31 protein-coding genes and 2 pseudogenes are annotated in these 26809 nt (G+C 34.4%); 26 read left to right on the top strand and 7 right to left on the bottom strand.

Translation table 11 applies throughout. From position 1 onward, the window contains the following. The first annotated feature begins 578 nt into the window (after nt 1-578). From K5S59_RS19625 to K5S59_RS19670, 10 genes are all read left to right on the top strand, one after another. A complete protein-coding gene (locus K5S59_RS19625; protein WP_001205889.1) occupies nt 579-1889 on the top strand; it encodes an aspartate aminotransferase family protein in 1311 nt (436 codons plus the stop codon). After that, a complete protein-coding gene (gene atoD, locus K5S59_RS19630) occupies nt 1886-2584 on the top strand; it encodes an acetate CoA-transferase subunit alpha (RefSeq protein WP_000208105.1) in 699 nt (232 codons plus the stop codon). The genes K5S59_RS19625 and atoD overlap by 4 nt, the downstream gene beginning before the upstream one ends. Next, the gene (locus K5S59_RS19635) at nt 2569-3231 is read left to right on the top strand and encodes a CoA transferase subunit B (RefSeq protein WP_000525284.1); all 663 of its coding nucleotides are present in this window, start codon (nt 2569-2571) and stop codon (nt 3229-3231) included. Before atoD ends, K5S59_RS19635 begins: the two co-directional genes overlap by 16 nt. Nucleotides 3232-3246: 15 nt before the next feature. Further along, nucleotides 3247-4515 (top strand): peptidase, encoded by a 1269-nt coding sequence (locus K5S59_RS19640; RefSeq protein ID WP_000436668.1) that lies wholly within the window; start codon nt 3247-3249, stop codon nt 4513-4515. Then, nucleotides 4512-5357 carry a putative beta-lysine N-acetyltransferase gene (ablB, locus tag K5S59_RS19645; RefSeq protein WP_098259252.1) on the top strand — a complete coding sequence of 282 codons (846 nt, stop codon included), beginning with the start codon at nt 4512-4514 and terminating at the stop codon, nt 5355-5357. Before K5S59_RS19640 ends, ablB begins: the two co-directional genes overlap by 4 nt. Before the next feature lie 98 nt (nt 5358-5455). Continuing rightward, on the top strand, nt 5456-6841 hold the full coding sequence (rocR, locus tag K5S59_RS19650) for an arginine utilization transcriptional regulator RocR (protein WP_098259253.1): 1386 nt from the start codon (nt 5456-5458) through the stop codon (nt 6839-6841). 210 nt (nt 6842-7051) lie between these two features. After that, entirely contained in the window at nt 7052-8473 is a 1422-nt protein-coding gene (gene kamA / locus K5S59_RS19655) for a lysine 2,3-aminomutase (protein WP_000902132.1), read from the top strand. Next, complete coding sequence (locus K5S59_RS19660; RefSeq protein ID WP_000995761.1) at nt 8470-8742, top strand: YokU family protein; 273 nt, start codon at nt 8470-8472, stop codon at nt 8740-8742. The genes kamA and K5S59_RS19660 overlap by 4 nt, the downstream gene beginning before the upstream one ends. A 72-nt stretch (nt 8743-8814) precedes the next feature. Further along, nucleotides 8815-9030, top strand: coding sequence for a YozE family protein (locus K5S59_RS19665; RefSeq protein WP_000750725.1), 216 nt, complete (start codon nt 8815-8817; stop codon nt 9028-9030). 188 nt (nt 9031-9218) lie between these two features. After that, nucleotides 9219-9881 (top strand): hypothetical protein, encoded by a 663-nt coding sequence (locus K5S59_RS19670; RefSeq protein WP_000101496.1) that lies wholly within the window; start codon nt 9219-9221, stop codon nt 9879-9881. 4 nt (nt 9882-9885) lie between these two features. Here the strand turns inward: K5S59_RS19670 and K5S59_RS19675 are convergent, their stop codons facing one another. Continuing rightward, nucleotides 9886-10053 carry a DUF3930 family protein gene (locus tag K5S59_RS19675; protein ID WP_000456535.1) on the bottom strand — a complete coding sequence of 56 codons (168 nt, stop codon included), beginning with the start codon at nt 10051-10053 and terminating at the stop codon, nt 9886-9888. A 150-nt stretch (nt 10054-10203) separates the two neighbouring features. Between K5S59_RS19675 and K5S59_RS19680 the strand changes: the two genes are divergently transcribed. The 5 genes from K5S59_RS19680 (at nt 10204) to K5S59_RS19700 (ending at nt 12948) form a co-directional block, all read left to right on the top strand. Next, a complete protein-coding gene (locus K5S59_RS19680) occupies nt 10204-10383 on the top strand; it encodes a YozD family protein (RefSeq protein ID WP_000658451.1) in 180 nt (59 codons plus the stop codon). Between the two features lie 110 nt (nt 10384-10493). Then, nucleotides 10494-10676 (top strand): hypothetical protein, encoded by a 183-nt coding sequence (locus tag K5S59_RS19685; protein WP_000473374.1) that lies wholly within the window; start codon nt 10494-10496, stop codon nt 10674-10676. After that, a complete protein-coding gene (locus K5S59_RS19690; RefSeq protein ID WP_212982004.1) occupies nt 10676-11497 on the top strand; it encodes a serine/threonine protein kinase in 822 nt (273 codons plus the stop codon). The genes K5S59_RS19685 and K5S59_RS19690 overlap by 1 nt, the downstream gene beginning before the upstream one ends. Beyond that, the gene (locus K5S59_RS19695; protein ID WP_000486602.1) at nt 11479-12234 is read left to right on the top strand and encodes a sporulation protein; all 756 of its coding nucleotides are present in this window, start codon (nt 11479-11481) and stop codon (nt 12232-12234) included. Before K5S59_RS19690 ends, K5S59_RS19695 begins: the two co-directional genes overlap by 19 nt. 78 nt (nt 12235-12312) lie before the next feature. Further along, nucleotides 12313-12948: a phosphatase PAP2 family protein gene (locus tag K5S59_RS19700; protein WP_000833365.1), complete on the top strand. Its 636-nt coding sequence runs from the start codon at nt 12313-12315 to the stop codon at nt 12946-12948. Here K5S59_RS19700 and K5S59_RS19705 read toward each other — a convergent pair. The 3 genes and pseudogenes from K5S59_RS19705 to K5S59_RS30745 form a co-directional block, all read right to left on the bottom strand. Then, a complete protein-coding gene (locus K5S59_RS19705; RefSeq protein ID WP_000380387.1) occupies nt 12938-13819 on the bottom strand; it encodes a cation diffusion facilitator family transporter in 882 nt (293 codons plus the stop codon). The genes K5S59_RS19700 and K5S59_RS19705 overlap by 11 nt on opposite strands. A 294-nt stretch (nt 13820-14113) precedes the next feature. Beyond that, on the bottom strand, nt 14114-14428 hold the full coding sequence (locus K5S59_RS19710; protein WP_000658777.1) for a thioredoxin family protein: 315 nt from the start codon (nt 14426-14428) through the stop codon (nt 14114-14116). A 128-nt stretch (nt 14429-14556) separates the two neighbouring features. Beyond that, nucleotides 14557-14764: pseudogene (locus tag K5S59_RS30745) on the bottom strand (site-specific integrase); the annotation flags it as partial. Nucleotides 14765-15174: 410 nt separating this feature from the next. Here K5S59_RS30745 and K5S59_RS30240 point away from each other — a divergent pair. Beyond that, complete coding sequence (locus K5S59_RS30240) at nt 15175-15306, top strand: hypothetical protein (RefSeq protein WP_259653019.1); 132 nt, start codon at nt 15175-15177, stop codon at nt 15304-15306. A 14-nt stretch (nt 15307-15320) separates the two neighbouring features. On the opposite strand, the gene K5S59_RS19715 is transcribed toward K5S59_RS30240, so the two are convergent. Then, on the bottom strand, nt 15321-15929 hold the full coding sequence (locus K5S59_RS19715) for a hypothetical protein (RefSeq protein WP_120450108.1): 609 nt from the start codon (nt 15927-15929) through the stop codon (nt 15321-15323). 662 nt (nt 15930-16591) lie between these two features. Here K5S59_RS19715 and K5S59_RS19720 point away from each other — a divergent pair. Beyond that, a complete protein-coding gene (locus K5S59_RS19720) occupies nt 16592-16945 on the top strand; it encodes a hypothetical protein (protein ID WP_033656042.1) in 354 nt (117 codons plus the stop codon). Between the two features lie 349 nt (nt 16946-17294). Next, entirely contained in the window at nt 17295-17573 is a 279-nt protein-coding gene (locus K5S59_RS19725) for a hypothetical protein (RefSeq protein ID WP_098259469.1), read from the top strand. Nucleotides 17574-17694: 121 nt separating this feature from the next. Here the strand turns inward: K5S59_RS19725 and K5S59_RS19730 are convergent, their stop codons facing one another. Beyond that, nucleotides 17695-17832, bottom strand: a complete 138-nt coding sequence (locus tag K5S59_RS19730) for a DUF3956 family protein (protein WP_000443220.1) — start codon at nt 17830-17832, stop codon at nt 17695-17697. Nucleotides 17833-18033: 201 nt separating this feature from the next. On the opposite strand from K5S59_RS19730, the gene K5S59_RS19735 reads away from it, so the two are divergent. From K5S59_RS19735 to K5S59_RS19755, 5 genes and pseudogenes are all read left to right on the top strand, one after another. After that, a complete protein-coding gene (locus K5S59_RS19735; protein WP_000464548.1) occupies nt 18034-18432 on the top strand; it encodes a CHRD domain-containing protein in 399 nt (132 codons plus the stop codon). Between the two features lie 340 nt (nt 18433-18772). After that, entirely contained in the window at nt 18773-19024 is a 252-nt protein-coding gene (locus K5S59_RS19740) for a DUF3947 family protein (RefSeq protein WP_033656336.1), read from the top strand. 613 nt (nt 19025-19637) lie between these two features. Then, a pseudogene (locus tag K5S59_RS19745) lies at nt 19638-19835 on the top strand (sigma factor); the annotation flags it as partial. A 295-nt stretch (nt 19836-20130) separates the two neighbouring features. Next, nucleotides 20131-20664 carry a C1q-like domain-containing protein gene (locus K5S59_RS19750; protein ID WP_212982069.1) on the top strand — a complete coding sequence of 178 codons (534 nt, stop codon included), beginning with the start codon at nt 20131-20133 and terminating at the stop codon, nt 20662-20664. Between the two features lie 96 nt (nt 20665-20760). Continuing rightward, entirely contained in the window at nt 20761-21372 is a 612-nt protein-coding gene (locus tag K5S59_RS19755) for a hypothetical protein (protein WP_050418695.1), read from the top strand. A 906-nt stretch (nt 21373-22278) separates the two neighbouring features. Here K5S59_RS19755 and K5S59_RS19760 read toward each other — a convergent pair. Then, nucleotides 22279-22473, bottom strand: coding sequence for a hypothetical protein (locus K5S59_RS19760; RefSeq protein WP_098088143.1), 195 nt, complete (start codon nt 22471-22473; stop codon nt 22279-22281). A gap of 281 nt (nt 22474-22754) precedes the next feature. Between K5S59_RS19760 and K5S59_RS19765 the strand changes: the two genes are divergently transcribed. The 3 genes from K5S59_RS19765 to K5S59_RS19775 all read left to right on the top strand — a co-directional run bounded on the left by K5S59_RS19765 (nt 22755) and on the right by K5S59_RS19775 (nt 26636). After that, complete coding sequence (locus K5S59_RS19765; protein WP_120450110.1) at nt 22755-23762, top strand: glycoside hydrolase family 25 protein; 1008 nt, start codon at nt 22755-22757, stop codon at nt 23760-23762. A gap of 200 nt (nt 23763-23962) precedes the next feature. Further along, the gene (locus K5S59_RS19770; protein ID WP_097844556.1) at nt 23963-24814 is read left to right on the top strand and encodes a peptidylprolyl isomerase PrsA; all 852 of its coding nucleotides are present in this window, start codon (nt 23963-23965) and stop codon (nt 24812-24814) included. A 709-nt stretch (nt 24815-25523) separates the two neighbouring features. Beyond that, nucleotides 25524-26636: an RNA-guided endonuclease TnpB family protein gene (locus K5S59_RS19775; protein WP_120450112.1), complete on the top strand. Its 1113-nt coding sequence runs from the start codon at nt 25524-25526 to the stop codon at nt 26634-26636. The last annotated feature ends 173 nt before the right edge of the window (nt 26637-26809 follow it).

Raw genomic sequence — 26809 nt, forward strand, 5'->3', positions numbered from 1 at the left:
TATGGACGATTTTGTGCTTTAGGCTGTAGGATGAAATTTGAATTTGTAATGCTATTGTTTCTATTTACGTTAGCAAGTGAAGGTGTTAACTGATAAAAGAGCGTCGTGCCGAACTGATTAATGTGGTTAATCGGTTCTTTTTTTATTGTATAAAACGGATGGGGATGTATGTGGAATCTTGGTTTCTTTAAAATAATTGCTATGCATTTAGTGGGATTAATTGTCGAGATTTGTTTGAAAATATGCAATATAAAGTAGGAGAATAGGAAGGAGTTTAAAGGGAGTTTCGTCGAAGTTTACACAATGTCGGCAATTGAGGGAAGCTGACATTATGTTAAGAAAACATGTAGTGAAGCATTTATTTTATATAAAGGAGGGTTAGTTGAGCGTATAGATAAGGGTTGGTCTTCGATTTGAGTTCTGAATTTTCTGTTTTATAAATTAATATTAAGCACTCATTTGTATATTTTATAATAGTTTTTTGATAAAATCACTGCTTTCGCAGAGGGTTCTTTTTTATGAAAGAAACGTCAATTTTCTTCATATATATATACAAATTGGAGAAATGGGGGAGCGCTATGCGCGATTACTTAATTAAACCACTTGTTGGTCAGCCGTATCCAATGATTTCACATGGAAAAGGTGTGTATTTGTATGATCAAAACGGAAATAAATATTTTGATGGCTCGTCAGGGGCAATTACGGCAGGTATTGGGCATGGCGTAAAGGAGATTGCGGACGTTATCAAAAAGCAAGCAGAGGAGATTGCTTTCGTTTATAGATCACAGTTTACGAGTGAACCAGCTGAAAAATTAGCGAAGAAATTAAGCGATTTAAGTGTAGGAGATTTGAACTGGAGCTTTTTTGTGAATAGTGGTACGGAAGCAAATGAAACAGCTATGAAAATTGCAATCCAGCATTTTCAAGAGCGAGGTATTCAAGGGAAACATAAAATTTTGTCACGATGGATGAGTTATCACGGTATTACGATGGGAGCCTTATCAATGTCTGGGCATCCACTGCGCAGACAACGTTTCGTGTCAATTTTAGAAGATTATCCAACTATTCCAGCTCCATATTGTTTTAGATGTCCGGTGCAAAAGGTATATCCAACTTGTCAGCTTGCTTGTGCGACTGAACTAGAAAGATCAATTGAAAGAATTGGTGCAGAACATATCGCAGCTTTTATCGCTGAACCAATTATCGGAGCAGCTGGGGGCGCAGTCGTTCCGCCGAAAGAATATTATAAAGTCATTAAAGATATTTGTAGTCATTACGATATTTTATTTATTGCGGATGAAGTAATGACAGGGCTTGGTCGTACTGGCGCATGGTTTGCGATGGAGCATTGGGGTGTAGAACCGGATATTATGACTCTTGGTAAAGGTTTAGGAGCTGGATATACACCGATGGCAGCGACGATTGTAAGTGACCGTGTTATGGAGCCAATTTTACGTGGGTCGCGTTCAGTTATGAGTGGGCATACATTAAGTGCAAATCCATTATCTGCAGCAACAGCTCTAGCTGTTATTGAGTATATGGAGAAACATAATCTACCTGAAAAAACAGCAGAAAAAGGAGAGTATTTAATAAAAGGACTACAGAAAGTTCAGCAACAATCGACAATCATTGCTGATGTACGCGGAAAAGGGTTGCTGATTGGAGTAGAATTGCAACCGTTTACAAAAGCGTCGGAACTTATTTCGGTTGCAGCTAAAAATGGTCTTCTTTTATACCAAGCTGTTTCAGGGCAAGCAGGAAAAGAAGATAGTGCACTGCTTGTAGCACCGCCGATGACAACTACATATTCCGAGTTAGATGAATTACTTTCAATTTTTGCAAAAAGTGTAGAAGAAATGATGCAAAAAGGAGGGCATAGTATCGCATGACAACTATTACGAATACATTCGGTAAATTAAAAGAGATAGAGGAAGTAATTTCTTTGTTCCACGATGATATGACATTAATGTTTGGAGGATTTGGGGGGATTGGATCCCCTCCATCTTTAATACAGGCGATTTTAGAAAAAGGAGTTACAAATTTAAATTTAATAGGAAATGACACGGGATTTCCTGATGTAGGAATCGGTCGACTTGTTACGAATGAAAGAGTAAAATCATTAATCACTTCACATATTGGTTCAAATCCAAATGCAGGAAGACAGCTAAACGAAGGAAGGTTGCAAATCGAGTTTTCCCCTCAAGGAACATTAGCAGAGCGTATTCGCGCTGGTGGTGTAGGACTTGGAGGCGTATTAGTTGATGTAGGTGTTGATACGATTGTAGAAGAGGGAAAACGTACAGTTGAAATGAATGGTAAGACATATTTAGTTGAAACAGCATTAACTGCTGAGGTTGCAATTGTATATGCGAAAAAAGCGGATCCGTTTGGTAATCTTGTGTTTGATAAAAGTGCTCGTAACATGAACCCTCACGTAGCTATGGCAGGGGATATAACGATTGTAGAAGCAGAGGAAATCGTTCCACTTGGAAGTTTAGATCCAGAAGAAATTGTTGTCCCAGGAGTGTTTGTAAATTATATTGTACCGTCGGAAGGAGTGAATTGGAAATGGGTATGGGCGTAGAAGTGAGAGATAAGATTGCTAGGCGCGCGGCGAAAGAAATACAGAATGGTATGATTGTAAATTTAGGTATTGGTATACCATCGCTTGTACCGAATCATCTTCCTGACGATATAAACGTTATGTTTCATGCGGAAAATGGAATTGTAGGCATGGGACCTACGCCAAGCAAAGGGAATGAAGACGAAAATTTATGTAATGCAGCAGGTTTACCGACTTCTCTTATTACAGGAGCGAGCTATTTTGATAGTTGTACAGCGTTTGGGATGATTCGAAAAGGTTTATTAGACATAACGATTCTTGGTTCATTACAAGTAAGTGAGAATGGTGATTTAGCGAACTGGATTGTACCAGGAAAACGCGTTCCAGGTATTGGGGGAGCGATGGATTTGGCACAAAAAGCGAAGCGAGTCGTTGTAGTGATGAATCATGTCGATAAATACGGAAATGCAAAAATTGTTTCGGAGTGTACATTACCATTAACTTCAAAGAAATGTGTAGATTTAATTATTACGGATATGGCAGTTATGGAAGTGACGCAGAGTGGACTCATTTTACAAGAATTAATGAGCCCATACACTGTGGAAGATATAAGACAACATACAGAAGCTGATTTCAAAATTGGCTCTAACTTACTAGTAATTGAATGAGGGGAGATGTAATATATGGAGCAATTAAAAAAGAAAATTTGTGATTATATCGAGAGTCATGAAGAGGAAAGCGTAAAATTTTTAAAACGATTAATTCAAGAAAAAAGCGTATCTGGTGATGAAAGTGGTGCGCAGGCAATTGTGATTGAAAAATTACGTGAGCTAGGTTTAGATCTTGATATTTGGGAACCTTCATTTTCTAAAATGAAAGATCATCCTTATTTTGTATCACCGCGTACAAGTTTTTCAGATAGCCCGAACATAGTGGCAACTTTAAAAGGAAGTGGCGACGGGAAATCTATGATATTAAATGGACATATTGATGTCGTACCAGAAGGAGATGTGAATCAGTGGGACCATCACCCTTATAGTGGTGAGCAAATAGGGAATCGTATATATGGTCGTGGAACAACGGATATGAAAGGCGGAAATGTCGCACTAATGCTTGCGATGGAAGCCATTATTGAATCTGGTATTGAATTAAAAGGAGATATTTATTTTCAAAGTGTAATAGAAGAAGAGAGCGGCGGGGCAGGAACATTAGCGACTATATTACGAGGATATAAAGCGGATGGTGTCATTATTCCAGAACCGACAAATATGAAGTTTTTCCCGAAACAACAAGGTTCCATGTGGTTTCGTCTACATGTGAAAGGTAAAGCAGCACACGGTGGAACGCGTTATGAAGGAGTAAGTGCAATTGAAAAAAGTATGTTTGTTGTAGATCATTTGAGAAAATTGGAAGAGAAGAGAAATGATCGAATTACAGATCCATTATTTAAAGGAATCCCGATTCCAATTCCAATTAATATTGGAAAAATTGAAGGTGGGAGCTGGCCAAGTTCTGTTCCGGATTCGTTAATTTTAGAAGGAAGATGTGGTATTGCGCCGAATGAGACTATAGAGGCAGCAAAAGAAGAGTTCGAGAATTGGATCGCTGAATTAAATGATGTGGACAATTGGTTTGTTGAAAATCCTGTAGAAGTAGAATGGTTTGGAGCGAGATGGGTTCCTGGTGAACTAGAAGAAAATCATGAGTTAATTACGACACTCGAGCATAACTTTGTTGAAATCGAAGGGAACAAACCAATTATTGAAGCGTCTCCTTGGGGGACTGATGGAGGTTTATTTACACAAATCGCAGGTGTACCAACGATAGTATTTGGTCCAGGAGAGACGAAAGTAGCACATTATCCAAACGAATATATAGAAGTTGATAAAATGATAGCTGCCGCAAAAGTTATTGCATGTACATTACTAGATTGGTGTGAGGTGAAAAAATGAAATACTATGAATCTTTTAGAGAACAGACGAATGGCTATACAGTAGAAGGCGTTTTAGACTATTTTAATAAACGTATTCGAGTAGACCACTACACAGGAAATATTGAGAGGATTATCCAAACAATGGACGAATTAGCAGAGAAGCATTCTTTCACTAAATGTATTATTAAAGGAAAGGGAGAGCATGTTTCTACATGGCTCTCTTTCGGTTTTTTATTGGAAGCAACAATACCGCATTATTTTCAAGGTCATGATGCATATTTCTTCGTGAAATTTATTAATGATGAAAGACGAAATAGTATTCATTGGGCTGAGGAAGATACCATCTTAAGCGGTGTTAAAGCAAAAGAAGTAAAGGGAAAAATAGTCCCAGAGAAATTTTTATTAAGAAAAGCGACAGAAGAGGACGCGGAAGAATTAGCCGTTGTCTTTGGAAAAGTATTTGAAGTGTATCCGACTCCTTTAAACGAAGCGAGTTATGTAAAACAAACGATGAAAGAAGACGATACAATATACTATGTGTATGAATTCGAGGGGAAAATAATTAGTACAGCATCTGCAGAAATGAATATAAAAGAAGGGAATGCAGAATTAACGAATTGTGCTACTTTACCCGAATATCGTAAGCATGGGTTTATGAAAAGTTTACTAATTAAGTTAGAAGAAGAATTGCAAGAAAAATCGATTTTCTGTTCCTATACAATTGCTCGATCGCTTTCTTTTGGAATGAATGCGGCCTTTCAACAGTTAGGTTATACGTATACAGGAAGACTGGCGAACAATTGCTATATTTTCGATAAGCTGGAAGATATGAATATATGGGTGAAAGATTTGTCTAAATAGTACGGTATAAAAATAGAACGGAATCGTCATGCTTATAATCGCACATAGGTATGCCGAAAATCCGGCATATAATTGCTGGATTTTCGGCAAGAGGGGGGATGACATTGCTAGCAGTTTCGACACAAGAAGTCATTGAAGCGATTTTGGGCAGTATTGATGAGGCTATACACGCAGTAGATGAAAATGGTATTACAATTTTTTATAATACCGTAGCTGCAAAACATGATGGGTCAAAAATTGAAAAAGTGTTAGGTAAACATTTATTAGAAGCGTTCCCTTCTTTATCTAGGGATACAAGTACGTTAATGAAAGTGTTAGATACAAAAAAACCAATCGTTCATCAAGTGCAACATTATCAAAATTTAAATGGGGAAGACATTTGTACAGTAAATACGACGTTACCTATTTTTATAGATGGAAATATTGCTGGAGCTGTTGAAATTGCAAAGGATTATTCCACAGTTCAAAAACTTACGGATACAATTGTCGATTTGCAGTCAAAAATAAAGCGGTCATCTAGAAAAAAAGCAATCAAAAAGCATGTTGCATTTGAGACGATCGTGACGAATGATGCTCGGTTTAAACAGACGAAAGAATTAGCACAAAAAGTAGCGCCAACTGATGCAAATGTTTTAATATATGGGGAAACAGGAACAGGGAAAGAGCTATTTGTACAAGCGATTCATGAAGCTTCTAAACGGAAAAACAAGCCGTTTATTGCACAAAACTGCGCAGCTTTGCCAGAGTCGCTATTAGAAAGTTTATTGTTTGGAACGACGAAAGGTAGCTATACTGGAGCAATTGAACGAGCGGGATTGTTTGAACTTGTAGATGGAGGGACATTGTTTTTAGATGAACTGAATTCCATGCCACTCGATTTACAAGCGAAAATGCTACGTGTATTAGAAGATGGTGTTATTCGTCGTATTGGTGATAATAAGACGAGAAAAGTAGATGTTCGCGTTATTACCGCAATGAATCAGCCACCAGAAATATGTTTAAAAGAGAATAAAATTCGCACTGATTTATATTATCGATTAAATGTCTTTTCATTATATATTCCGCCGCTCCGTGAAAGAACTGAGGATGTATTATTATTAGCGTCTTATTTTTTGAAAGAATATAATAAAAGTTATAAAAAAGGTGTACTTCAAATGGATAAGGAAGCGAAAGAAAGACTAGAAGCTTACCAATGGCCTGGAAATGTTCGGGAGCTAAAACATACGATTGAACATGCTGTCATAATTGCAGAAGGTAATACATTAACAGCAAATTGTTTACCACGTACATTTCGGAAAGAGAGTCTTCCGAAGAAGAAGAGCATATTGCCACTTAGAGAAGCGCTTCATCAAACGGAAAAGGAATTAATAGATCAAGCGTTAATTGAAACGGAAGGTAATATATTACAAGCTGCAAAAATGTTAGGTATCCCTCGCCAAACGCTGCAATATAAACTGAGTAAGTACGACAAAACCGCCGAATAATTGGCGGTTTTTGTGTGTTTGCACCAATAAAAGAGCGTTTACATATATAAAAAGTAATGAATATGATAGTATGTATGGATTTCATACAGTGCTTACAAATATTTTTTTGCTGATGTAATAGCGTTCTCCGTACATTTACTTATCAATAATGTAAAGTTGGCATAACTATTGCTTATATAAAGGATGAGCGTATAAAAAGGGGGAATAGCAATGTTACATGATGTATACAAACCAAATCGTCACTGGAAGGATATCGAGTTGTGGAAGGATGTTACTGAAGAACAATGGAATGACTGGGTTTGGCAATTAACGAATACGATCAAAACTTTGGATGACTTAAAGAAAGTGATTAATTTAATACCTGAAGAAGAAGAAGGTGTTAAAATTTCAACAAAAACGATCCCGTTAAATATTACACCGTACTATGCTTGGCTAATGAATCCTGATGACCCACGCTGTCCGATTCGGATGCAATCTGTACCGATCTCGGAAGAGTTATATAAAACAAAATATGATTTAGAAGATCCGCTTCATGAAGATGAAGATTCACCAGTTCCAGGGTTAACGCATCGTTATCCTGACCGCGTATTATTCTTAGTAACGAATCAATGTTCTATGTATTGTCGTTACTGTACACGCCGTCGTTTTAGTGGACAAATTGGAATGGGTGTGCCGAAGAAACAATTAGATGATGCAATTGGTTACATTCGTGATACACCACAAGTACGAGATGTATTAATTTCTGGTGGTGACGGTCTTCTTATTAACGATAAAATTTTAGAATATGTATTAAAAAATTTACGAGAGATTCCGCATGTCGAGATTATTCGTATCGGAACGAGAGCGCCGGTAGTATTCCCGCAGCGTATTACAGAAAACTTATGTAACATTATTAAAAAATACCATCCAGTATGGCTGAATACACATTTCAATACTTCTATTGAAATTACAGAGGAATCGAAAAAGGCATGTGAAATGCTAGCAAATGCTGGTGTTCCAATTGGAAACCAAGCAGTAATTTTAGCTGGTATTAACGACAGCGTTCCAATTATGAAAAAACTTATGCATGACTTAGTAAAAATCCGTGTACGTCCATACTACATTTATCAATGTGACTTATCTGAAGGTATTGGTCATTTCCGTGCACCAGTATCTAAAGGTCTTGAAATTATTGAAGGTTTACGCGGTCATACATCTGGTTATGCGGTTCCAACATTTGTTGTTGATGCACCAGGAGGCGGCGGGAAAATTGCGCTTCAACCAAACTATTTAATTTCGCAAAGTGCAGATAAAGTTGTGCTTCGTAACTTTGAAGGTGTTATTACAACGTATCCAGAGCCAGAGAGCTATATCCCTGGAAGAGCAGAAGGGTACTTTAAAGAAATCTATCCAAACTATGAAGAAAAACGTTCAGATGTTGGTATCGCAGGTCTTATGAGTGATAAGAAATTCAACCTTGTTCCAGACGACTTACAGCGTATGAGTCGTCGTAAAGACTATGAAGATAATGACACTCATGCATCGCTAAAAGATAAACGTGATAAGCGCGATCAACTTAAAGATAAAAAGTATCAATCGCAAATGGCTAAATTAGAAGAAAACGACAAAAAAAATGAGGGTGATGCAGTATGAATTGTATGTGGTGTGACAGTACAGAAGCGAAAGAAAGCTTGAATACTGTATATTGGGAATTACCAGATGGTACGAAAGCCATTGAAATCCAAGAGACACCATGCATTTCTTGTTCCTCATGTGGTATGGACTATCAAGCAGATCAAACAGTGAAAGAAATAGAAGATCAATTGTTTTTAATTTATACGAAAGATTTACCAAAACAACTAACATATGAAGAATTAATGGGAAGACCACGTCTATTAAAAAGAAATTATTTCGACTTTTAACCAGCTTTTATGCTGGTTTTTTTCTATTTTGCCTTGTATAATGTATCCAAGTTAGAAAGGTAGGGAATATTTTTGAAAAAGACATTTTACCACTATATGATGAAGCATCGTGCCGCTTTATTTAGTAATGAAATTTCGAATTTAGCAGAGGCAATGTACGATGATTTAAGCTTTCCGAAGCAATCTGAAGATTACGATGAAATTAGTTCATACTTAGAATTAAGTGGAATGCTAGAAAGTATGTCTATATTTGATGAAGCTTGGGATTTATACATACAAGAGAGATGAAAACAATATGAAAATTCTGACGTGAAGCTAGTCTATTTGCTAGCTTTTTTTACGTTGTAAACAAATTTTCATATGGTGATATTTTTTATTGAAAAAATTTATGAATATACGCTTCTGTGATAAGCGTTTTTATGTAGGTTGCATATACTGTTATCAAAATCACGACGTCAAAAAAAGGAGAGATATAGATGGCAAGGAAAAAGCAACCTAAATATAACGTAGGGGACATAGTCGTGATTACGCTATATGGAACCGTTGGTAAAATCACAAATATGAAGGTATTAGATGGAGTTTACGTATACGAAGTCAATAATCACGATGGATTTTACGTAGAGCAAACATTGCAGCACGTTTCAGAGCAAGACATGAAAAAGGGTGAAACTGAATGGATTGAATTAAATTATAATTTCACATTTGGTGATCTCGTGCAAGTAACAGGATACGATAAAGATGTGTTTCGAATTGTTGGTTTTCGTACAGAAGTATGGAGATATAAAAATGACGCATGGGAAGATACAATATATGAATTGTCACGAATTACAGATGGTGAATGGTTAGAAGCAGATGAATCAGATTTAACGCTACTTGCCAACGCTCAAACGGCAAATGCAATTTTGAAGAAAATGAAACAAGATAAAGCTGGTATGAATAAATTAGATTTAGGAAAATTAAAGTCAATTAACAACTCAAAAAAAGTGAGTGTTAAGACAAATCGTCAAGAAATCATTGATGGATTACTTGATATTTATAACGATTATCAATTGTTATTTGATACATTTAAAGATGAAGAATACAAAATTGTTATGGATGTTGTTCATAATTATTTAGTTAAATTGACAGAGAAAAAATAGTTAACTAGAAAGAGAGAATGAATTGAACAACAACATATGCAGTATAAGGTATGCCTACAATTATTAAAAAAATAAAAAGCCATTTAATAAGAGAGTCTGCCCATTGATCTTCATGCATGAACTCTTCTTTTGTTTGCCCTACTTCTTGTTCTACCTCATATTGGTATTCCATAATTAAATCCCCCTTTTTGATAGCTTGTACTACCATCGTATGCATCTCGTCCAAAGGATATGACCTATAAAAAAAGAAAAACTATTTTTCTAATCTCATATACATATTTTTGAGATTTTTTCATAAAACAGAAATAAAGGAGTGATGCTCATGAAGGAAATTGAAGTCGTAATTGATACGGAAGAGATTGCGGAGTTTTTTTATGAGCAACTAATTGAAAGAGGATACGTCCCAAAACGAGAAGAAATTGAAGATCTCGCAGATATTACATTCGAGTACTTATTAGAGAAATGTATGATTGATGAAGTGTTTGATGAAGAGGATGAGTGAAAGTAACGACGGGCTTAACTCGTCGTTTTTTACTCTTTACAAACTTGTCACAAATATAGTCGGTAATAGTTGGTATAATTAAGAGAAAATTTTACTCAAGAGGTGAAGGGATGTTCAAAAAAATTATTGATTCTTTATTAGGTAGGAAAAAATATCGTTCGTATTCTAGTAGTGATTATCGCCATAGAGGTCGCTCTTATTCAAGTAGCGATTATAAACGACGTTCATCTGGTTATGGGCATCAACATTATAAAAGAAAGCGTAAAAGCCGTAGCTTCTTTTCAAGTAGCTGATGAAATGGCGTCGTATACTAGCTTTATTTGATAGACCACTGCGAAAAAATACAATCGTTGCAGAACGTTACAAAATTGAATCAGTAATTGGAATGGGCAGTTATGGGGTTACATATGCCGTTAATGACTTACAAATAAATAGATATAAAGTCTTAAAACAATTAAGACAAAGTAAACAAAGGTATGAGTCTGGTAGAAAATCATTTGAACAAGAGAAAATGATTTTACAAACATTAAATCATCATGCAATTCCTAGTTTATATGATCATTTCGTATGGGAGAAAAAAAGCTTTTTTGTGATGGAATATATGCCAGGCGAAAATTTCGAAGATTATATTTTCTTAGATGGGCATGTATATACAGAACGTGAAGTTTTTAAAATCTTATATGAAATATTAGAAATTGTATCGGTGTTTCATAGTAAAGGTATTATCCACCGAGATTTACGCATTCCGAATATATTAATGAAAGAAAATAAAATTAGTATTATTGATTTTGGATTAGCTAAATTAAAGGGTGAGGGTGATGAACGAGCTACAACTTACGAAGGTGAACAAGCTTTGATGCGAGAAGTTCACTTTCGTAGTGATTTTTATGCGCTTGGTCATTTCTCGTTATTTTTATTATATGCAGGCTATGAATCTAATGAAAAACATGAAAAACCATGGTATGACGAATTAACTTTGGAAAATTATAACCGTGAAATGCTTATGCGAATGTTACAAATAAAAATGCCATACTATGAGAATGTACAAGATTTAAAAAAAGATGTAGCTTTTGCTTTAGAAAGGATGGAGGATCCATGTTTCAAAAGTTTTTAGCAAGCGTTGGTATTGGTAATGCAAAAGTAGATACAGTTCTTGAAAAAGATGAGTATATTGTTGGAGAAGAGATACTAGGTAAGGTTCATATAACTGGTGGTTCAGTTAGCCAACAAATTGAAAGCATTTACTTAACGTTATCAACATCGTATGTACGAGAAGTGGATGATAAAAAAGTAACAGCAACTTATGATCTAGAGCGAGTTCGGTTAACAGAACCTTTTTCTGTTGAGCCGAATGAAAAAAAAGAAATTCCATTTTCATTTATAATGCCAGTGGAAACGCCGCTTACACTTGGAATGAAAACAGTTTGGGTGCATACAGGCCTTGATATTAAACGCAGTATAGATCCAAGTGATCGTGATTACATTCAAGTGTTGCCAAATGCACTATTAAATAGTGTGTTAGAGAGTGTACAACAATTAGGTTTTAAAGCGCGTCATATAGAATGTGAAGAATTACCGTATCGATTACGTAAGCAAGTTCCATTTGCGCAAGAATTTGAGTTTGTTCCGGTTTCCGGAGAGTATTATGGGAAATTAGATGAGCTAGAATTATTAATCTTGCCAAGCGCTTACGATCGATTAGAGATTATTATGGAAGTAGACAGAAAATCTCGCGGATTAGCAGGTTTATTTGCAGAAGCGCTTGATCTTGACGAGAAAGTGATTCGCTTTACAGTAACAAATGAAGATATTCCAGCAATGAAAGAAAAAATTAACAATTATATTTTTTAATAAACTATGCATAAAAAAGAAATGGAGAGGAAAACTAAAACAACCGCTCCATTTTTTTTGCATAGTGAGGTTATGTATGTGAAACGATATCGACATTTATACTTGTTAAGTTTTACGCTACTCATCTGTTTTGTCGTATTATCACTTTCGTATCATACCGCTTGTATTGAGAAATTTGACAATATAGTCGCGCATTTTATTCAAAGTTTTCGAAACGATTATTTGACAGCCTATTTTACTTGGGTGTCTTTTATCGGTTCCAAAAGAATATATTTTCCGTTGCTCATTATTCTTGTAATGTATTTTCTCGTTAGAAAAAAGTTGCTTAGTGCATTACTTCTAACAATTAATTATTATGGATCTCGTTATTTAAACAGTATGCTTAAACTATGGTACGAACGAGCAAGACCTGATGTAACGCAGCTTGTTACGGCAACTGGTTATAGTTTTCCGAGCGGTCATACGATGAATGCTACTGCTTTTTTAGGATTTATTGCATACGTCACAATTACAGAAGAACGTATTACATTGCATAAAAAATTGTTGATTATTTTTATAGCGAGCTTTGTTGTATTATCTATTTCAGTTAGCCGAATTTATCTTGGCGTGCACTATCCATCTGACATATTAGCAGGATGGGCAGCTGGCGGTAGCTGGCTCGTTTTATGTGTTATATTTCATAAAACGTTCATTAAAAAAGAACCTATGTCATAATAGGTTCTTTTTCCATTGGTTCAACATGAATGTGTGCGTGGTAAATGCCATACTTTTTCCGGAGCATAGCCTCGATGTTGTCAGTAATACAATGACTTTCACCAACATCCATACGAGCATCAACCTCGATTGTAATATCAACGTACGTTTGATTTCCGTACATCCGAGCGCGAATATCTACGATGTTTTCCACGCCGCCAATATGTTCAATAGCACCAGCGTACTCTTCCATCTTATCTGGATCGATTCCATCTGTTAACATATGAGAAGATTCTACGAAAATCTCCCATGCAGTTTTACAAATAATAAGGCCGACAAGTAAAGCGGCAATAGGATCTAAAATAGGCAGTTGGAACTGTGAACCGACAATACCTACTACTGTACCGATACTTACGAGAGCATCTGATAAATTATCCTTTGCAGCGGCTTCTAATGATTTACTTTTTGTGCGTGCTGCAACCTTTTTCGTATACAAATACACACAGTACATAACGACAGCAGAAAATAAGGCTACCCATGCAGCAAGTACATTAGGCGCTGCTTGTTTCGGATTTAAAAAAGATTGAATGGCACTAATAACAACTTCTAAACCGACCGTTGCCATAATGAAAGAAGCAACAAGTGATGCAATTTGTTCTGCGCGCGAATGCCCATAAGGATGATCTGGGTCACGAGGTTTACGAGAAATTTTTAAACCAATTAATATTGCTAAAGAAGCACCGATATCCGTTAAGTTATTTAAACCGTCAGCACGTAATGCGCTAGAGAGGGTAATATAACTGATGATGATTTTCATAGAGGATAAAAATATGTAGGCCATAATGCTGACAATTGCACCTTTATCAGCTTCTTTATGAGAAAGAGTATCCATTTTAATCACTCACCTTTCTACAAGGAATTTCTTTCTATAAATAGAGTACCAAACGAAACTCGTGTGGGTCTATACAAACATTGTTGACGTTTTTTAGCTTTTTAAGAAGGGGATAACAAAGTTTCGTGAAGGAAAAATATGTTGTAAAGTGCAAAGTTAGGGTGTAAACGCGATTTTGATCGAGAGATAGGTGAAAGGGTACATGTATTATGATGAATCAGTATACTACACTGCTGAAAGATGATTGGGCAAAATAAAAACCCTCTAGAAAATATTTTTCAGAGGGTTTTCATCTTAGTATGCTTCTAAAAACTCAGTAACTTGCTCTTCAGTTTTTGCGTTAGCACTATGCAAGTGACCTAGCTTCTCGCCATTTTGATATACAAGTAAACTTGGAATACCCATTACTTGATACTCTTCAGCGATACTTGGGAACTCATCTTTATTAATAGAATACCATTCAAACTTATTGAACTCTTCCATTACATCTCCGATAAAGTTGTCCATACGAACGCAATCAGGGCACCATGTAGTAAAGAACTTAACAACTACTGGCTCCTCGCTTGCGATGATGTCTTTGAATTCCTGTTCTGATTTGATTTCTTTCATGTTTGTTTCTCCTTTTTCACTATTAATATTTTAGGTTGATTAGTTGGTGTATTTGCTGTGAAACGAAAACTTCTAACGAAAGTTTTCTTTCCAAATAATTCGTTTGCAAATTGATTCACCGTAGTTTCTTAAATTCCTGGTACAACATCTTGGTAAGTGTCCAGTATGATACCTACTAAACGTTTACTTGTAATCTTTTAGATCCTAGAAACGAATATTAGGAACCTTACTTTTCTTTATAAGCTTTTTCATGAGCTGTGTCAAACTTCTGAATTATAAGGTATAAGTAGGGTAGATCAAATTGTATTCATGATAGCCATTGCTAAAACGTTCTTTTCCTCAGATGTTTATGAAGCGCCTGTAATGTCGGATAAAACAAGCAATCTCTTTCTGGTACTTAGAAAAGTTAAACGGTGGATGATCACTCATAAATTTTATGAGTGAATTAAACAACAAGCAGGAAATTTAAAAAATGATGTAGGGGATGCATGTATGAATTTAGAGGAATCGTTATAAGAATTTATTCGTGAAGTTGTGAGAGAAGAGATTAGGGCGGAGTTAGCTGAGTCCCAGCAATAATTACAACCAAATAAAGTAATGTGGGTGAAAGAAACGTGACTAACAAGAGGGGAAATTGCTGTACTCTATTGTATAGAGTGAAAGAAAAAACATGATGTGGAACGCGTAAGGGATCATAAGAACATTTTGGGAATTATTTAGCGGTTAAGAAGTCAGGGGGAATTAGGTTGTTGAAATGGGTAAAGAAACAAAAATACCCACCTTGCATTGTTTGTGAGAAACAAGAAGGTGAGCTTCAAAAACGAATTGGATTTGTGAAAATTGTGCCCAAATCACGCATGAAAAAGATATTGAAATAGATACCTATATCCTTTTACACCTTATTCCATAAATAAGAAAGCTGGTGGGCTTCTGATTCAAGAGCTATTAAATGATCATTATTAATAGAGTTATTCGTATACATTCTGTTCTTTTGGATGTTAAGGACCGTATAATTCATATCGTTATATTCATTTGAAAACGTTGATTCATTTAATAATGTCAGTGTTGAGTTGATGTTATATTTATCAATTCGCTCTTTTTTTCCTTTGAAAAACAGTTTAATAAGATGCGGCTCATCGTTAATGAGCAAACCGAGTTCAGGTGATGAGCGGACGATTAAATTATCTGATAACCAATGTGATTTACCTGGATCAAACCAAGAGACGTCTTTGTTTTTAATAAATTTTTTGTACTGCTTTATAACATCAATGTAGTTTTGCTTTTTCTTCTGGTCAACAGTTTGTACTAATGTTTCAAAACAGTCAAAAGGTAGTTCGTTTTTATGAAATTTAATAATAGTTTCTCGTAATTGTTTCCAGTAATCAAAAACTGGGTGATATTCAGGTTGAGATTTTAGATTCTTTACAAAATTTGTTTTAGCTGCACTACTTTTTAGTGTGAAGTCTAAAAATTGTGTAAGTCCCACTTTAATTTCCGCCATGTTACACCCCCTTTCCAAGCATTACTAATTCGATGTTTGAGAGGGAAATCCTGCATTTTTAAGGAGGTGTGAGTGAAACACGCTATCGTTAAAATGACGAATAACTTGCTTTTTTATTTTCTTTATGAAGTGCATGCATATTCATTGATTTACAGATGTGTGTTACGTGAGCATAGTGTTTTTGATAAATAATACAATAGTTATAAGGTGGGGATAAATAGAAGTGTGATTATATGAAAAAAAGTCCTGTTGTTTCCAACAGGACCTTTCCTAAAATGGCAAAGAGTAACTCTTACCTTACTCTTCTCGTATATAATACCTGAAAAAGATAGATGTGTATACAACAAGAAATTCCAATATAATTATTCGAATATAGTGTTTAAGGATAAAGGGGTGGATTTCTGAATAAGGAATTAATTTACAAACGTTGATTTATCAGGGTGTTTAAATGGATTCTTATTAAAGTGTAGTTAATAAAGTGATATTGAGATAATAAGATATGTAATTTTGCATATCAGATTGTTAAAAGTGAACAAGGTTATAAAAGATTTAAATGTCATGCAAGTTGCGGGAGTTGAATACTAAAAATTAATTTGTTTTTTACTTTAATAAATAAATTAATTTGAATAGAAGTGAAAAATAGAGATTTGCCTTAGACATTTATGAAAGTAAAGAATATTTATAACAATAGGAGTAAATACACAGGTCCGATTTTTGTAATGATGGAGGGAATTGATGTGGACATAACTCAAAGCATGGCACGAATAGTCGTTAATGGGAAAGATCTTCCGTTTAATTCAGTTAGAACTTCTGTATGGAATCAAGGGCCTGTAAATGATCTAATTGTTTCAACAAACCAGAGAGTCGAGGAGCTTTATCAGTTTATGTGGTCACAAGTGCCAGTAATGCTTGCGATGTATTTTCTTCAAGGAGCGGACTTAATGCGGTTTGCTAGAATTAATGGGATTAATCAAAGTGTAACGGGAGAATATATATATCATTTCTCTTGGGGATAAAACGAATGTAAAGTAGCTTAACAGCTGCTTTTTTATTTTGTAAAAGAATTTTAGAAGATTAGAAAATATGATTAGAGCGTGATATGGATAATGTGTGACTGTTTTTCAAGTTCTTAAAGTTAATCAGTTACTTCATTGCATACAAGGGTTGGGCTATGAATATGAAGTTTTCAGCTTGTTTTTTGATGAACCATTTTTATATGAAAATCATATAATATATTGTAGGACAAGCAACCATTTTATAATCTATTAAATACTCCAAGAGCTTACCTTTTATATATCTTCGCATCTACTGATCTAGATGCTCTTTTTTATTGAACAAAACACCCATTTGGAAAGGAGGTTAATAATGGGAGTGATATTAGAAGAATTAGAAAAGTGTTATAATAAAGCCTTTATTGAGGGAGCAGAGTACGTAGCTGTTCAGATTGAAATGGATGGATTTCATAGCGATGAAGTAATTATTAACGACAAATACAGTATAGATTCTAAATTAAAGTATTATAAGAAAACATACAATGAAAATTTAGAACATAGATGGATTCCAGGGATTCGTATTGTAGGTTTTGCATATGGCTATTCGTTCTCAGAAATTCTACATGAATTAGGGTTGCTAGTGAAGAAATGATTAAACAAATAGCAGTTATTTTACGCGATGCCGTGCTTTTAGTGGTGTCTTTTTTTGTTGTGAAGGAAAGATATAAATAAAAAAGAGAGCCTAAGCTCTCTTTTGAATAGATACCTAACGTTTATGCACAGATTGGAATTCCTAATGCTATTAAGGTCAATGCTACTTGAAGAGAAACTTCTAATCTAGCAATTTCGATTCCAGCGACTGAGACCACTAAAAGAGGTTGTCCATTAACGAACAAAACACAGCTTTCCATACTTTCGCCTCCTTCCGAGTAATCTAATATAGTATATGAATGAAATTTAAATACGTAATAGTCAGATTGATGAATTTAATAGAAATTGATAATTTAACCTATGGTATAAAAAAATTAAGTAGACTAATACCTGATTTATTAACACTATATATGAAGGACAAGAATATATTAGGAGTATATAACAACGTAGGAGTGGTAAATATGTTCTTTGCAAAGTTACGCGGTAGGAATGAAGTTCCACCAGTAGAAACAGGTGCTCGAGGAGAGGCTTTCTTTAAATTAAGCCCGGACAAGCTTAGCTTAAAATTCAAGCTAGATTTATTCGATATAGAGGATGTAGTAGCTGCCCATCTGCATCTTGGGTCAAAAGGAACGAACGGTCCTGTTGTAGCTTTTTTATTTGGACCTATAACAAATCCAGTTTCAATAGAGTGTGCAACTCTTACGGGAATGATTACTCAAGAAGATTTGGTCGGGCCGTTAGCGGGTCAAACATTAGGTACTCTTGTAAATGAAATCATATCTGGAAACATATATATTAATGTTCATACAGTACAACATTCTAATGGTGAAATACGAGGACAATTGAATTATTGTTAATGAATAAAAGTAGTGAAAAATAAAGCATCCGTTTAGGGTGTTTTTATTTTGTGAAGGTTGTATAGATAAGTAATCTATTTTAGTAATCTTAAACATTCATTTCTAAAATTTTGAAAGTAGTCGAATTTAAAAAATAGTTATCAGAAACTTGTTAATGAAATGCTCCTTCAAAAATTAAATTAGTATTAGTAGATGAACCTTGTAAATGAAATATGAAAGTGTAACAGATAATAAAAATCTTTAAACCTAATCAAAGCTAATAGATTAACTCTCCGCACCCACTGAAATAAAGGATCATAACATAACTTGTAATTACTTTTAGGGAAGTGAGATGAAAGTAATGTTTTATTCTTATTTTGCTACTCAAGCTGGTATGCGACCAGCGTATGGTACATCAATAACGTTTAGTGGAGCACAAAGTACAGTTCAAGCTGTTCAACAAGCGTTACAAATGCAACAACAAATGCAAATGCAGCAACAAGGTATCCAGCCGTATTATTCATCTATGGAGTATTTTTACCCAGTGCATCAAATCACACCGTATGGAAGTTCTTTTCTTACTATCCCATATGGAACTGTATTTAATCTATAAATTGAAAGTTTAATCAGTAGGGGGCAGGTATCCCAAACCGATTATTAGTCCTCGCCAATTGGACATATACGGACGATCCGGCTCCTACCTACCTTTCTTGCATGTTCCGAAATTTTTTTGGGAGTCTTATTACCCGCAAATGGAGAGGGATATATGTTAGTGCCAAATAGTCCTCACCTACAATTTGTAATTAACCGATGAGATAATCTCCGTACATACTACAAGTGTTTTTTTTGATGAGAAGATACCGATTAAAGAAAAAGTGAGAATTATTTTATCATGACAAATGATGGTTAGTGGCTCTGTATGCAAGGATATATGAACATTTATTTACGCGGACCAGATCCAGATGTAACAACGAAGTCCTATCTGCGGGTATATCGTACAGGATGATTGACCTATAACTATCAACCTACAAAAAGCAGGAGAACATCTGAATTGTTTTTTTACTGATTTTGAAAGATATTTACAGCCATAATATCTAGTATTTTGTTTATAATTGTAAATAGTTATTGAAATGTGTAAATGTTATTTTTTTATTAATAAAAAAATAGGAAAAATAATGCAACTTTTTAATTTATTTATTCGTGTTATATATGAGAGGAGGAGGGGGATGGAGATTGAAGAAATATATAAGGTTTATATAAACGATGTGTACCGGTATTTATTTTCCTTTTCTCGTAGCCATCACGTAGCGGAGGACTTGATGCAGGAGACTTTTTATAGGGCGTATCTTCATTTAGAAGACTATGAAAACCAAAAGGTAAAATCAGGGCTATTTAAAGTGGCATATCATACGTTTATTTGTTTTTATGCTGCTGTTTGCTATATTTGGATTTATGTTAGGTTGGATGGTAAGCTTTGGGCCGTAAATATGTGGGAAAGAGCGAATGTAGATTCGCTCTTTTTTGTATTGAAAGTAAAATAGATGTATCGTGCAATCCAAATGGATTGCACGATACATCTAGGTTGTGTTTTTATTAATATGTTTTCCTCTCAAGTGTATATAAATAGGCGACAAGTATAGTGCTAAAACAATAGCTCGTCCAAACATTGCGAATCCCTCTTACATAATATGTAGTAATAAGCATAAAAGGGGAACTAGTATGTCTTGCTATTACTACTGTAAGTATTGTAAAGAGTATAAAAAGAAACAGCATGATTGTTGTAAGAGCACGAGTAAGTGTAATGACAACGAGGAGAAGCTTGTTAGGGCATCTGCATTTAGAGCTAGAAATACGGTGAATCAAACGGTTCCTGCCAATACTTTTGTAAAGGTATTGTTCCAAAATGAACAATTTGATTTAGCAAATGAGTATAATCCAGTAACGTCTATTTTTATTCCGAAGACTAGAGGAGTTTACTCTATTATTGGAACGATTGGTTTCTTTCCAAACGATCCTAGCTTAAATTATAGAGCTCGTGTAGAAATTCGTGTAAATGGAAACGCAGCAATAGCTATAGATAATGACTTTTTCGGTCCAATAGGTTTTGGAAATGTAGTAAGTGTTTCGACGATTATTCAATTGAATGAAGGGGATCAAGTTGAGGTTTATGCACAAAGTAGCATAGATGGAGTTTTAAGTCCTTCAGAAGACGGCTCACATTTTGAAGCTCTCCAATTAAATAAAGTCGAGTAAACAAAAGAGAAAGAATAATCCTCACCAAAATGGTGGGGATATTTTATTTTATTGAAAATAGTAACAGTTTGTCCAAGCTATTCTAATCTATATTGCATAGTATGTAATAATAAATTTAAAGGGGGACCTACTACGTCTTATTATCACTGTAAGTATTGTAAAGATTACAAAAAGAAAAGTCACGATTGCTTTAGAAAAAATAGTCAATGTGATAGAAAGTATGTACAAGTGAATTGTTGTGATGATAAGAAAGAAAAGCTTGTAAGGGCGTCTGCATTTAGAGCTGTTAATACAATGAATCAACCTGTTCCGGAAAATACTTCAGTTAAAGTATTATTTCAAAATGAACAGTTTGATTTAGCGAATGAATATAATGCAGCAACATCTATTTTTATTCCGAAGACTAAAGGGGTATATAGTGTATTAGGGAATATAACATTCTCTCCAAATGATTTTAATGTAAATTACAGAGCTAGAGTTGAAATTCGTGTGAATGGAAATCCAGCAATAGCAATTGATAATGATTTCTTTGGGACCGGTGTATTTTTTAACAATGATGTTTCAGTAACGTCTATTCTTCAATTAGAAGCAGGGGATTCAGTTGAAGTTTTTGCTGAGAGTAGTGTTGCTGGAGTAATTGTTCAAAATGTTAATGGTTTGAATACGGTTCATTTTGAAGCTGCAAGATTTCCTTCACCAATAAAATAACGAAGAGAATATATTACTTTTCAGTAGGTTTTGTTAATCCCCTTTACCAAATGGTGGGGGATTATTATTGTTTTTCTAAAATATATAAGTAAATAGGTTAAATATAGTTTGTTTCAGGAGAATTTCACATGCTAGGATGTAAGGTTGAAAGTGCTAGCTTATTATGAGTATTAGATATTCTGCAGGTAATAAAAAGCGTACAACGAAATGAGTAACATGATTGTGAAAGTTCTTAGGCATTATATTTGCTAGTCGTCTTATGGAATAGAAAAGACATCTTATTTTATAAATACATAAAAGGCCGTATAATTACGGGCTTTTTCTTTACTATATAGAAATTACATATTTAACATAGGTTTGTGTAGGTATTGCTATTGTATAGAAAGGAAAAACATTAAGACGATTACACTATATAAAAATAAAATAAATCCTAAGATGAGTAGTATGGGATGCAACTTGAACATATTTGACCTCCTTGAGTATATAAAGAATTTTAATACATTTATGGTCAATTTAGAAGGGGAATATATTAATGAATGATGATTGAATGAATACACTAATTTAACAGAATAGTGAATGTATAATAAATAAAGGAGTATTGTTGATTACACATTGATTAAATTGTTTATAAGCAGCAGGTAGGTTGATTGCCCGTGAAATATAAAAGTGAGCAGGTTTATGTGTACAGAATGAGAGGTAAATAAAAAAAGAGCATACATAAAAAGTACGCTCTAAAGAAAGATAGGTTTTATGAGTGGATAATCTCCATACGATAATATATGCTCGACTAATAAAAACGTGTAAAAAATCAATAGATTATCAATGGAATAGCATGAAATGAGTAATGTTGGTCTATTACCAAAGTCGCGAAGCTAACCGAATTGTAAGGAGTATGAATAAAACGGATTAACAACTGGATAATGATTGTACTTCAGTTTCATATTTCTTATAGTTTGGATATTGCGTAATAGTTTGGCACTTAGGTGTGGAAAGTTGATTAATTATAGAAACATTTGTAATTACCTCGTTACAAGGGCCGAAAAATGTAATTTTTAGTTTTGAATTGGGTGGAACTTTGACCACGATAGGTTTTTTTTCCATGAAATCAGCTCCTAAGACGCAGTATTGTATACTGCGTTTTTTGTTGAGTTTGTAAAGGCGTATTAATATATAATATGAAATTTTTAGTTGAGTTGATAATGATATGGAGATTAATGGTGTGATTAGATTATGAAAAACTAGTAGAAACTTAATTAAAAGATCGTATATTTTGAAAAAAATATAGATTTTCTTTATTTATATTATAAATAGCTAGTATTAGGCATAAGGGGCTTTCAATAAGACAAGCTTTGAATATGATATTAAAAAGGGGATGAATTGTATTGGGGTATATTATCGATATTTCAAAATGGAATGGAACGATTAATTGGGATATTGCAGCATCTCAGCTAGATTTAGTTATTGCTAGAGTTCAAGATGGATCGAATACGATAGATTTTATGTATCAAAATTATGTGACTGAAATGAAAAAACGCAATATTCCATTTAGTAATTATGCGTTTTGTCGCTTCATATCTATTGCTGATGCAAGGAAAGAGGCACAAGATTTTTGGAGTCGTGGCGATAAATCTGCCAAGTTTTGGGTGGTGGACGCAGAAATTCAAACGATGATGGATATGCAAGGGGGGATACAAGCGTATATAGATGAATTACGCCGTTTAGGCGCGAAAAAAGTAGGGCTATATGTCGGGCATCACACGTATGTATCATTTGGATCACGTAATATTGAAGTTGATTTTGTATGGATTCCTCGTTATGGAGGAAATAAGCCAGCATATCCGTGTGATATTTGGCAATATACTGATTCAGGATATGTTCCTGGTATTGGGAAATGTGATTTGAATCAATTAATAGGAAATAAGTCGCTTTCTTGGTTTATAGGCTCAGATCAAGTAAATCAATCTATTCTATCTGAAAAAGAGAATGCGCAGCAACCAAATGGTATTGGTATTGCAGTTTCAAAATATGATGATGGGTATGGCATAAACGTATATGAAAATCCTACGAATCCTCAGTTTACAGGTACAATCACTCAAAAAACTCCATATATAGTCTTACGTGGTTATTGGGGGGGCGCAGATAAAGATATGATTTGCTTAGGAAACGATAAACAGTGGGTATATGTGGAATATTTTGATGTGAAATGGTTTTATGCATCTTCAAAATATCCTGTTGGGTATGGAGTTAACTACTATGCAGAACCTGAATGTATAAACTATAAAGGAAATATTGATGGGTCAAAATCTTTTCGTGTGTGGGGCAGAGTGAAAAATGCGGTAGATATCGGGCAAAATAATTGGATATTGGAGGAACATATAACTATTAAGTAACTATTAGTAGTTACATGTTTTTAGGAATACGTAAAAGGTCATCGTGCTGATACATAGTAAGATGACCTTTAATTTTTAAACAAAAAGAACATGATACTTAGTTTATTCAAATGAAATGAATTACATGTGGAAAACACATTGTTTACACAACAACACTGTATAGTTATTCTTATATAATAATAAAAGTGAGGTATTTTGGATTGAAAAAGAACAAACTATTTTTAGGAACGATTATTTCATGCGTAGTACTAGCATTATCTGCATGCGGTTCCTCAGACAACGTAGTAACATCAAAAGTAGGAAATGTTTCAGAGAAAGAGTTAAGTAAAGAGTTAAGACAAAAATATGGGGAAAGTACTTTATACCAAATGGTGTTAAGTAAGGCATTGCTAGATAAATATAAAGTTTCAGATGAGGAAGCAAAAAAACAAGTAGAAGAAGCAAAAGAGAAGATGGGCGACAACTTCAAATCGACTTTAGAGCAAGTTGGATTGAAAAACGAAGATGAATTAAAAGAAAAAATGAAGCCAGAAATTGCATTTGAGAAAGCGATTAAAGCGACGGTCACAGAAAAAGATGTAAAAGAAAACTATAAACCAGAAATGAAAGTAAGTCACATTTTAGTGAAAGATGAAAAGACTGCTAAAGAAGTGAAAGAGAAAGTAAATAATGGTGAAGATTTTGCAGCTTTAGCGAAGCAATACTCGGAAGATACTGGTTCAAAAGAACAAGGCGGAGAAATAACTGGTTTTGCTCCAGGGCAAACGGTGAAAGAATTTGAGGAAGCTGCATATAAATTAGATGCAGGACAAGTAAGTGAGCCGGTAAAAACAACTTACGGGTACCATATTGTTAAAGTGACGGATAAAAAAGAATTGAAGCCATTTGATGAAGTAAAAGATCAAATTCGTAAAGATTTAGAACAGCAAAGACTACAAGATACGACAGGTAAATGGAAACAACAAGTAGTCAATGATTTATTGAAAAATGCTGATATTAAGGTAAATGATAAAGACTTTAAAAATACATTTGAATTTCTAGAAAAGAAATAATGATTGTAATTAGAAAAGGGAACCTATATAGGTTCCCTTTTCTAATTAGTGTGTGAGTTATAAATAGATAGTAAGACAATATAATATTACATTTAAATATTAAGAATTACAATGGGAATTTATGTAATTAATTTAAATTGGAATGATTAATGCTTCAAAGAATGTTGATATTATAATGTTTCTTTTGTTTAATGTCATTAAATATAAAGTGAATTTAACAATTTCCTCCCACTATTTGTAGGCTAATTATTAGTCGAGAATGAACAAAATCCTAATTGATTTAAATTTTATTTTATTGAAGTGGATAAGCATAATTTGCAGAATGAAACATACAATATTATTGAAAAATATTGATGCGAAATGAAGTGAAAAGCAGAGCATGCTACTAAAAAAGGATGTTCTTTTTTAGTATGAAATTTTTAGGATGAAGAAAGAATGCTTTAAACAAATTATTTAACATATTATCCGAAAGAAGTCTCCTTCCTCAGGCGTGTGAAAGACGATAGTCTAGCGGCAGGTGGGAGATGAATTTCGGTTTGGCGTAGCCAAACATTTGGTTTTCCTATTTTTTTCGCCTCTGATATAATCATTCTTATAAGAGGTAAAGTTTGGTATAACAATGAAAGTAGATAATAATCTTGTAGTGTTCAGGTTGTGTAATCACCGTCATAGCTTATGGAAAATGAAGCGAAAAATGAGGTGAATGGATATGCCAAAGCAGAATAAGGCGTATAAATTTCGTCTGTATCCAACAGAAGAACAAGCACATCTCATACGAAAAACATTCGGGTGTGTACGTTTTGTGTATAACAAAATGCTGGCTGAACGAATAGAAGTATATAAAAAATATAAAGAGGACAAGGAAGAACTAAAGAAAGAAAAATTCCCTACTCCTGCAAAATATAAGACAGAGTATGAATGGTTGAAAGAAGTTGATTCATTGGCATTGGCCAATGTTCAATTAAACTTGCAAACTGCGTATAAGAATTTTTTTAGTGGTCAAAGTGATTTTCCTACATTCAAAAGTAAAAAGAGTAGAAAATCCTATACAACGAATCGAGTAAACGGAAATATTATGTTATTTCATGGTTATATCAAATTACCAAAATTGAAAATGGTGAAACTGAAGCAACATAGAGAGATACCGCAAAACCATATCATCAAATCGTGCACAATTTCGATGACACCAACTGGTAAGTATTACGTGTCTATTTTGACCGAATATGAAAAAGAAATCACTCCAAAAGAAGTAGAACGTGTAGTTGGATTAGACTTCGCAATGGCTGAATTGTATGTGAGTAGCGAAGATGAGAAAGCCAATTATCCTCGCTTTTATCGTCAGATGTTAGATAGATTAGCAAAAGCGCAACGAGTATTAGCAAGACGTGTGAAAGGTTCAGAGCGCTGGAATAAACAACGCATTCGTGTAGCGAAATTGCATGAAAAGGTCGCCAATCAACGTAAAAATTTTCTTCATCATAAGTCTAAAGAATTAGCTACGAGTTTTGACGTTGTAGCAATCGAAGACTTACATATGAAAGGAATGTCACGAACATTTAGATTTGGTAAGAGTGTAGCGGATAATGGTTGGGGGATGTTCACGACATTTTTAGCATATAAGCTACAAGAACAAGGAAAACAGTTGGTAAAAATAGATAAATGGTTTCCTTCTACAAAGATTTGTAGTAATTGTGGAAATAAAAAAGAAATGCCATTATGTGAACGCACGTATGCGTGTTTGTGTGGACTTACAATTGGCCGTGATTATAATGCAGCGATCAATATCAAAAAGGAAGCCATCCGCTTATTAGTGTTGGCATAAATAGTAATAAAATAACCTTTGGAACAAGGGAGTTAGCTCGGCTGTCCTAGGACAAATTCGTTAGCTATCAAAAGTAGCGATGAACCGAGAAGCCCCCACTCGGGGTGAGCTCGTAAGAGGTACTAAGTGGTGGGTAGTTCACTAGATAAATATATTACGTAGGAGGAGAACAT

Source organism: Bacillus sp. BML-BC051 (genome assembly GCF_019656175.1).
GTDB lineage: Bacteria > Bacillota > Bacilli > Bacillales > Bacillaceae_G > Bacillus_A > Bacillus_A mobilis.

Coding starts and splice junctions, on each gene's coding strand:
- K5S59_RS19775 (WP_120450112.1), top strand. CDS start 25,524: ATGCCAAAGCAGAATAAGGCGTATAAATTTCGTCTGTATCCAACAGAA.
- K5S59_RS19710 (WP_000658777.1), bottom strand. CDS start 14,428: ATGAAAGAAATCAAATCAGAACAGGAATTCAAAGACATCATCGCAAGC.
- K5S59_RS19760 (WP_098088143.1), bottom strand. CDS start 22,473: ATGGAAAAAAAACCTATCGTGGTCAAAGTTCCACCCAATTCAAAACTA.
- K5S59_RS19725 (WP_098259469.1), top strand. CDS start 17,295: ATGGGAGTGATATTAGAAGAATTAGAAAAGTGTTATAATAAAGCCTTT.
- K5S59_RS19750 (WP_212982069.1), top strand. CDS start 20,131: ATGTCTTGCTATTACTACTGTAAGTATTGTAAAGAGTATAAAAAGAAA.
- K5S59_RS19680 (WP_000658451.1), top strand. CDS start 10,204: ATGAAGGAAATTGAAGTCGTAATTGATACGGAAGAGATTGCGGAGTTT.
- ablB (WP_098259252.1), top strand. CDS start 4,512: ATGAAATACTATGAATCTTTTAGAGAACAGACGAATGGCTATACAGTA.
- K5S59_RS19735 (WP_000464548.1), top strand. CDS start 18,034: ATGTTCTTTGCAAAGTTACGCGGTAGGAATGAAGTTCCACCAGTAGAA.
- K5S59_RS19640 (WP_000436668.1), top strand. CDS start 3,247: ATGGAGCAATTAAAAAAGAAAATTTGTGATTATATCGAGAGTCATGAA.
- K5S59_RS19720 (WP_033656042.1), top strand. CDS start 16,592: ATGAAAGTAAAGAATATTTATAACAATAGGAGTAAATACACAGGTCCG.
- K5S59_RS19685 (WP_000473374.1), top strand. CDS start 10,494: ATGTTCAAAAAAATTATTGATTCTTTATTAGGTAGGAAAAAATATCGT.
- K5S59_RS19715 (WP_120450108.1), bottom strand. CDS start 15,929: ATGGCGGAAATTAAAGTGGGACTTACACAATTTTTAGACTTCACACTA.
- K5S59_RS19690 (WP_212982004.1), top strand. CDS start 10,676: ATGAAATGGCGTCGTATACTAGCTTTATTTGATAGACCACTGCGAAAA.
- K5S59_RS19740 (WP_033656336.1), top strand. CDS start 18,773: ATGTTTTATTCTTATTTTGCTACTCAAGCTGGTATGCGACCAGCGTAT.
- K5S59_RS19705 (WP_000380387.1), bottom strand. CDS start 13,819: ATGGATACTCTTTCTCATAAAGAAGCTGATAAAGGTGCAATTGTCAGC.
- K5S59_RS19675 (WP_000456535.1), bottom strand. CDS start 10,053: ATGGAATACCAATATGAGGTAGAACAAGAAGTAGGGCAAACAAAAGAA.
- K5S59_RS19625 (WP_001205889.1), top strand. CDS start 579: ATGCGCGATTACTTAATTAAACCACTTGTTGGTCAGCCGTATCCAATG.
- K5S59_RS19660 (WP_000995761.1), top strand. CDS start 8,470: ATGAATTGTATGTGGTGTGACAGTACAGAAGCGAAAGAAAGCTTGAAT.
- atoD (WP_000208105.1), top strand. CDS start 1,886: ATGACAACTATTACGAATACATTCGGTAAATTAAAAGAGATAGAGGAA.
- K5S59_RS19635 (WP_000525284.1), top strand. CDS start 2,569: ATGGGTATGGGCGTAGAAGTGAGAGATAAGATTGCTAGGCGCGCGGCG.
- K5S59_RS19695 (WP_000486602.1), top strand. CDS start 11,479: ATGTTTCAAAAGTTTTTAGCAAGCGTTGGTATTGGTAATGCAAAAGTA.
- K5S59_RS19670 (WP_000101496.1), top strand. CDS start 9,219: ATGGCAAGGAAAAAGCAACCTAAATATAACGTAGGGGACATAGTCGTG.
- kamA (WP_000902132.1), top strand. CDS start 7,052: ATGTTACATGATGTATACAAACCAAATCGTCACTGGAAGGATATCGAG.
- rocR (WP_098259253.1), top strand. CDS start 5,456: ATGACATTGCTAGCAGTTTCGACACAAGAAGTCATTGAAGCGATTTTG.
- K5S59_RS19730 (WP_000443220.1), bottom strand. CDS start 17,832: ATGGAAAGCTGTGTTTTGTTCGTTAATGGACAACCTCTTTTAGTGGTC.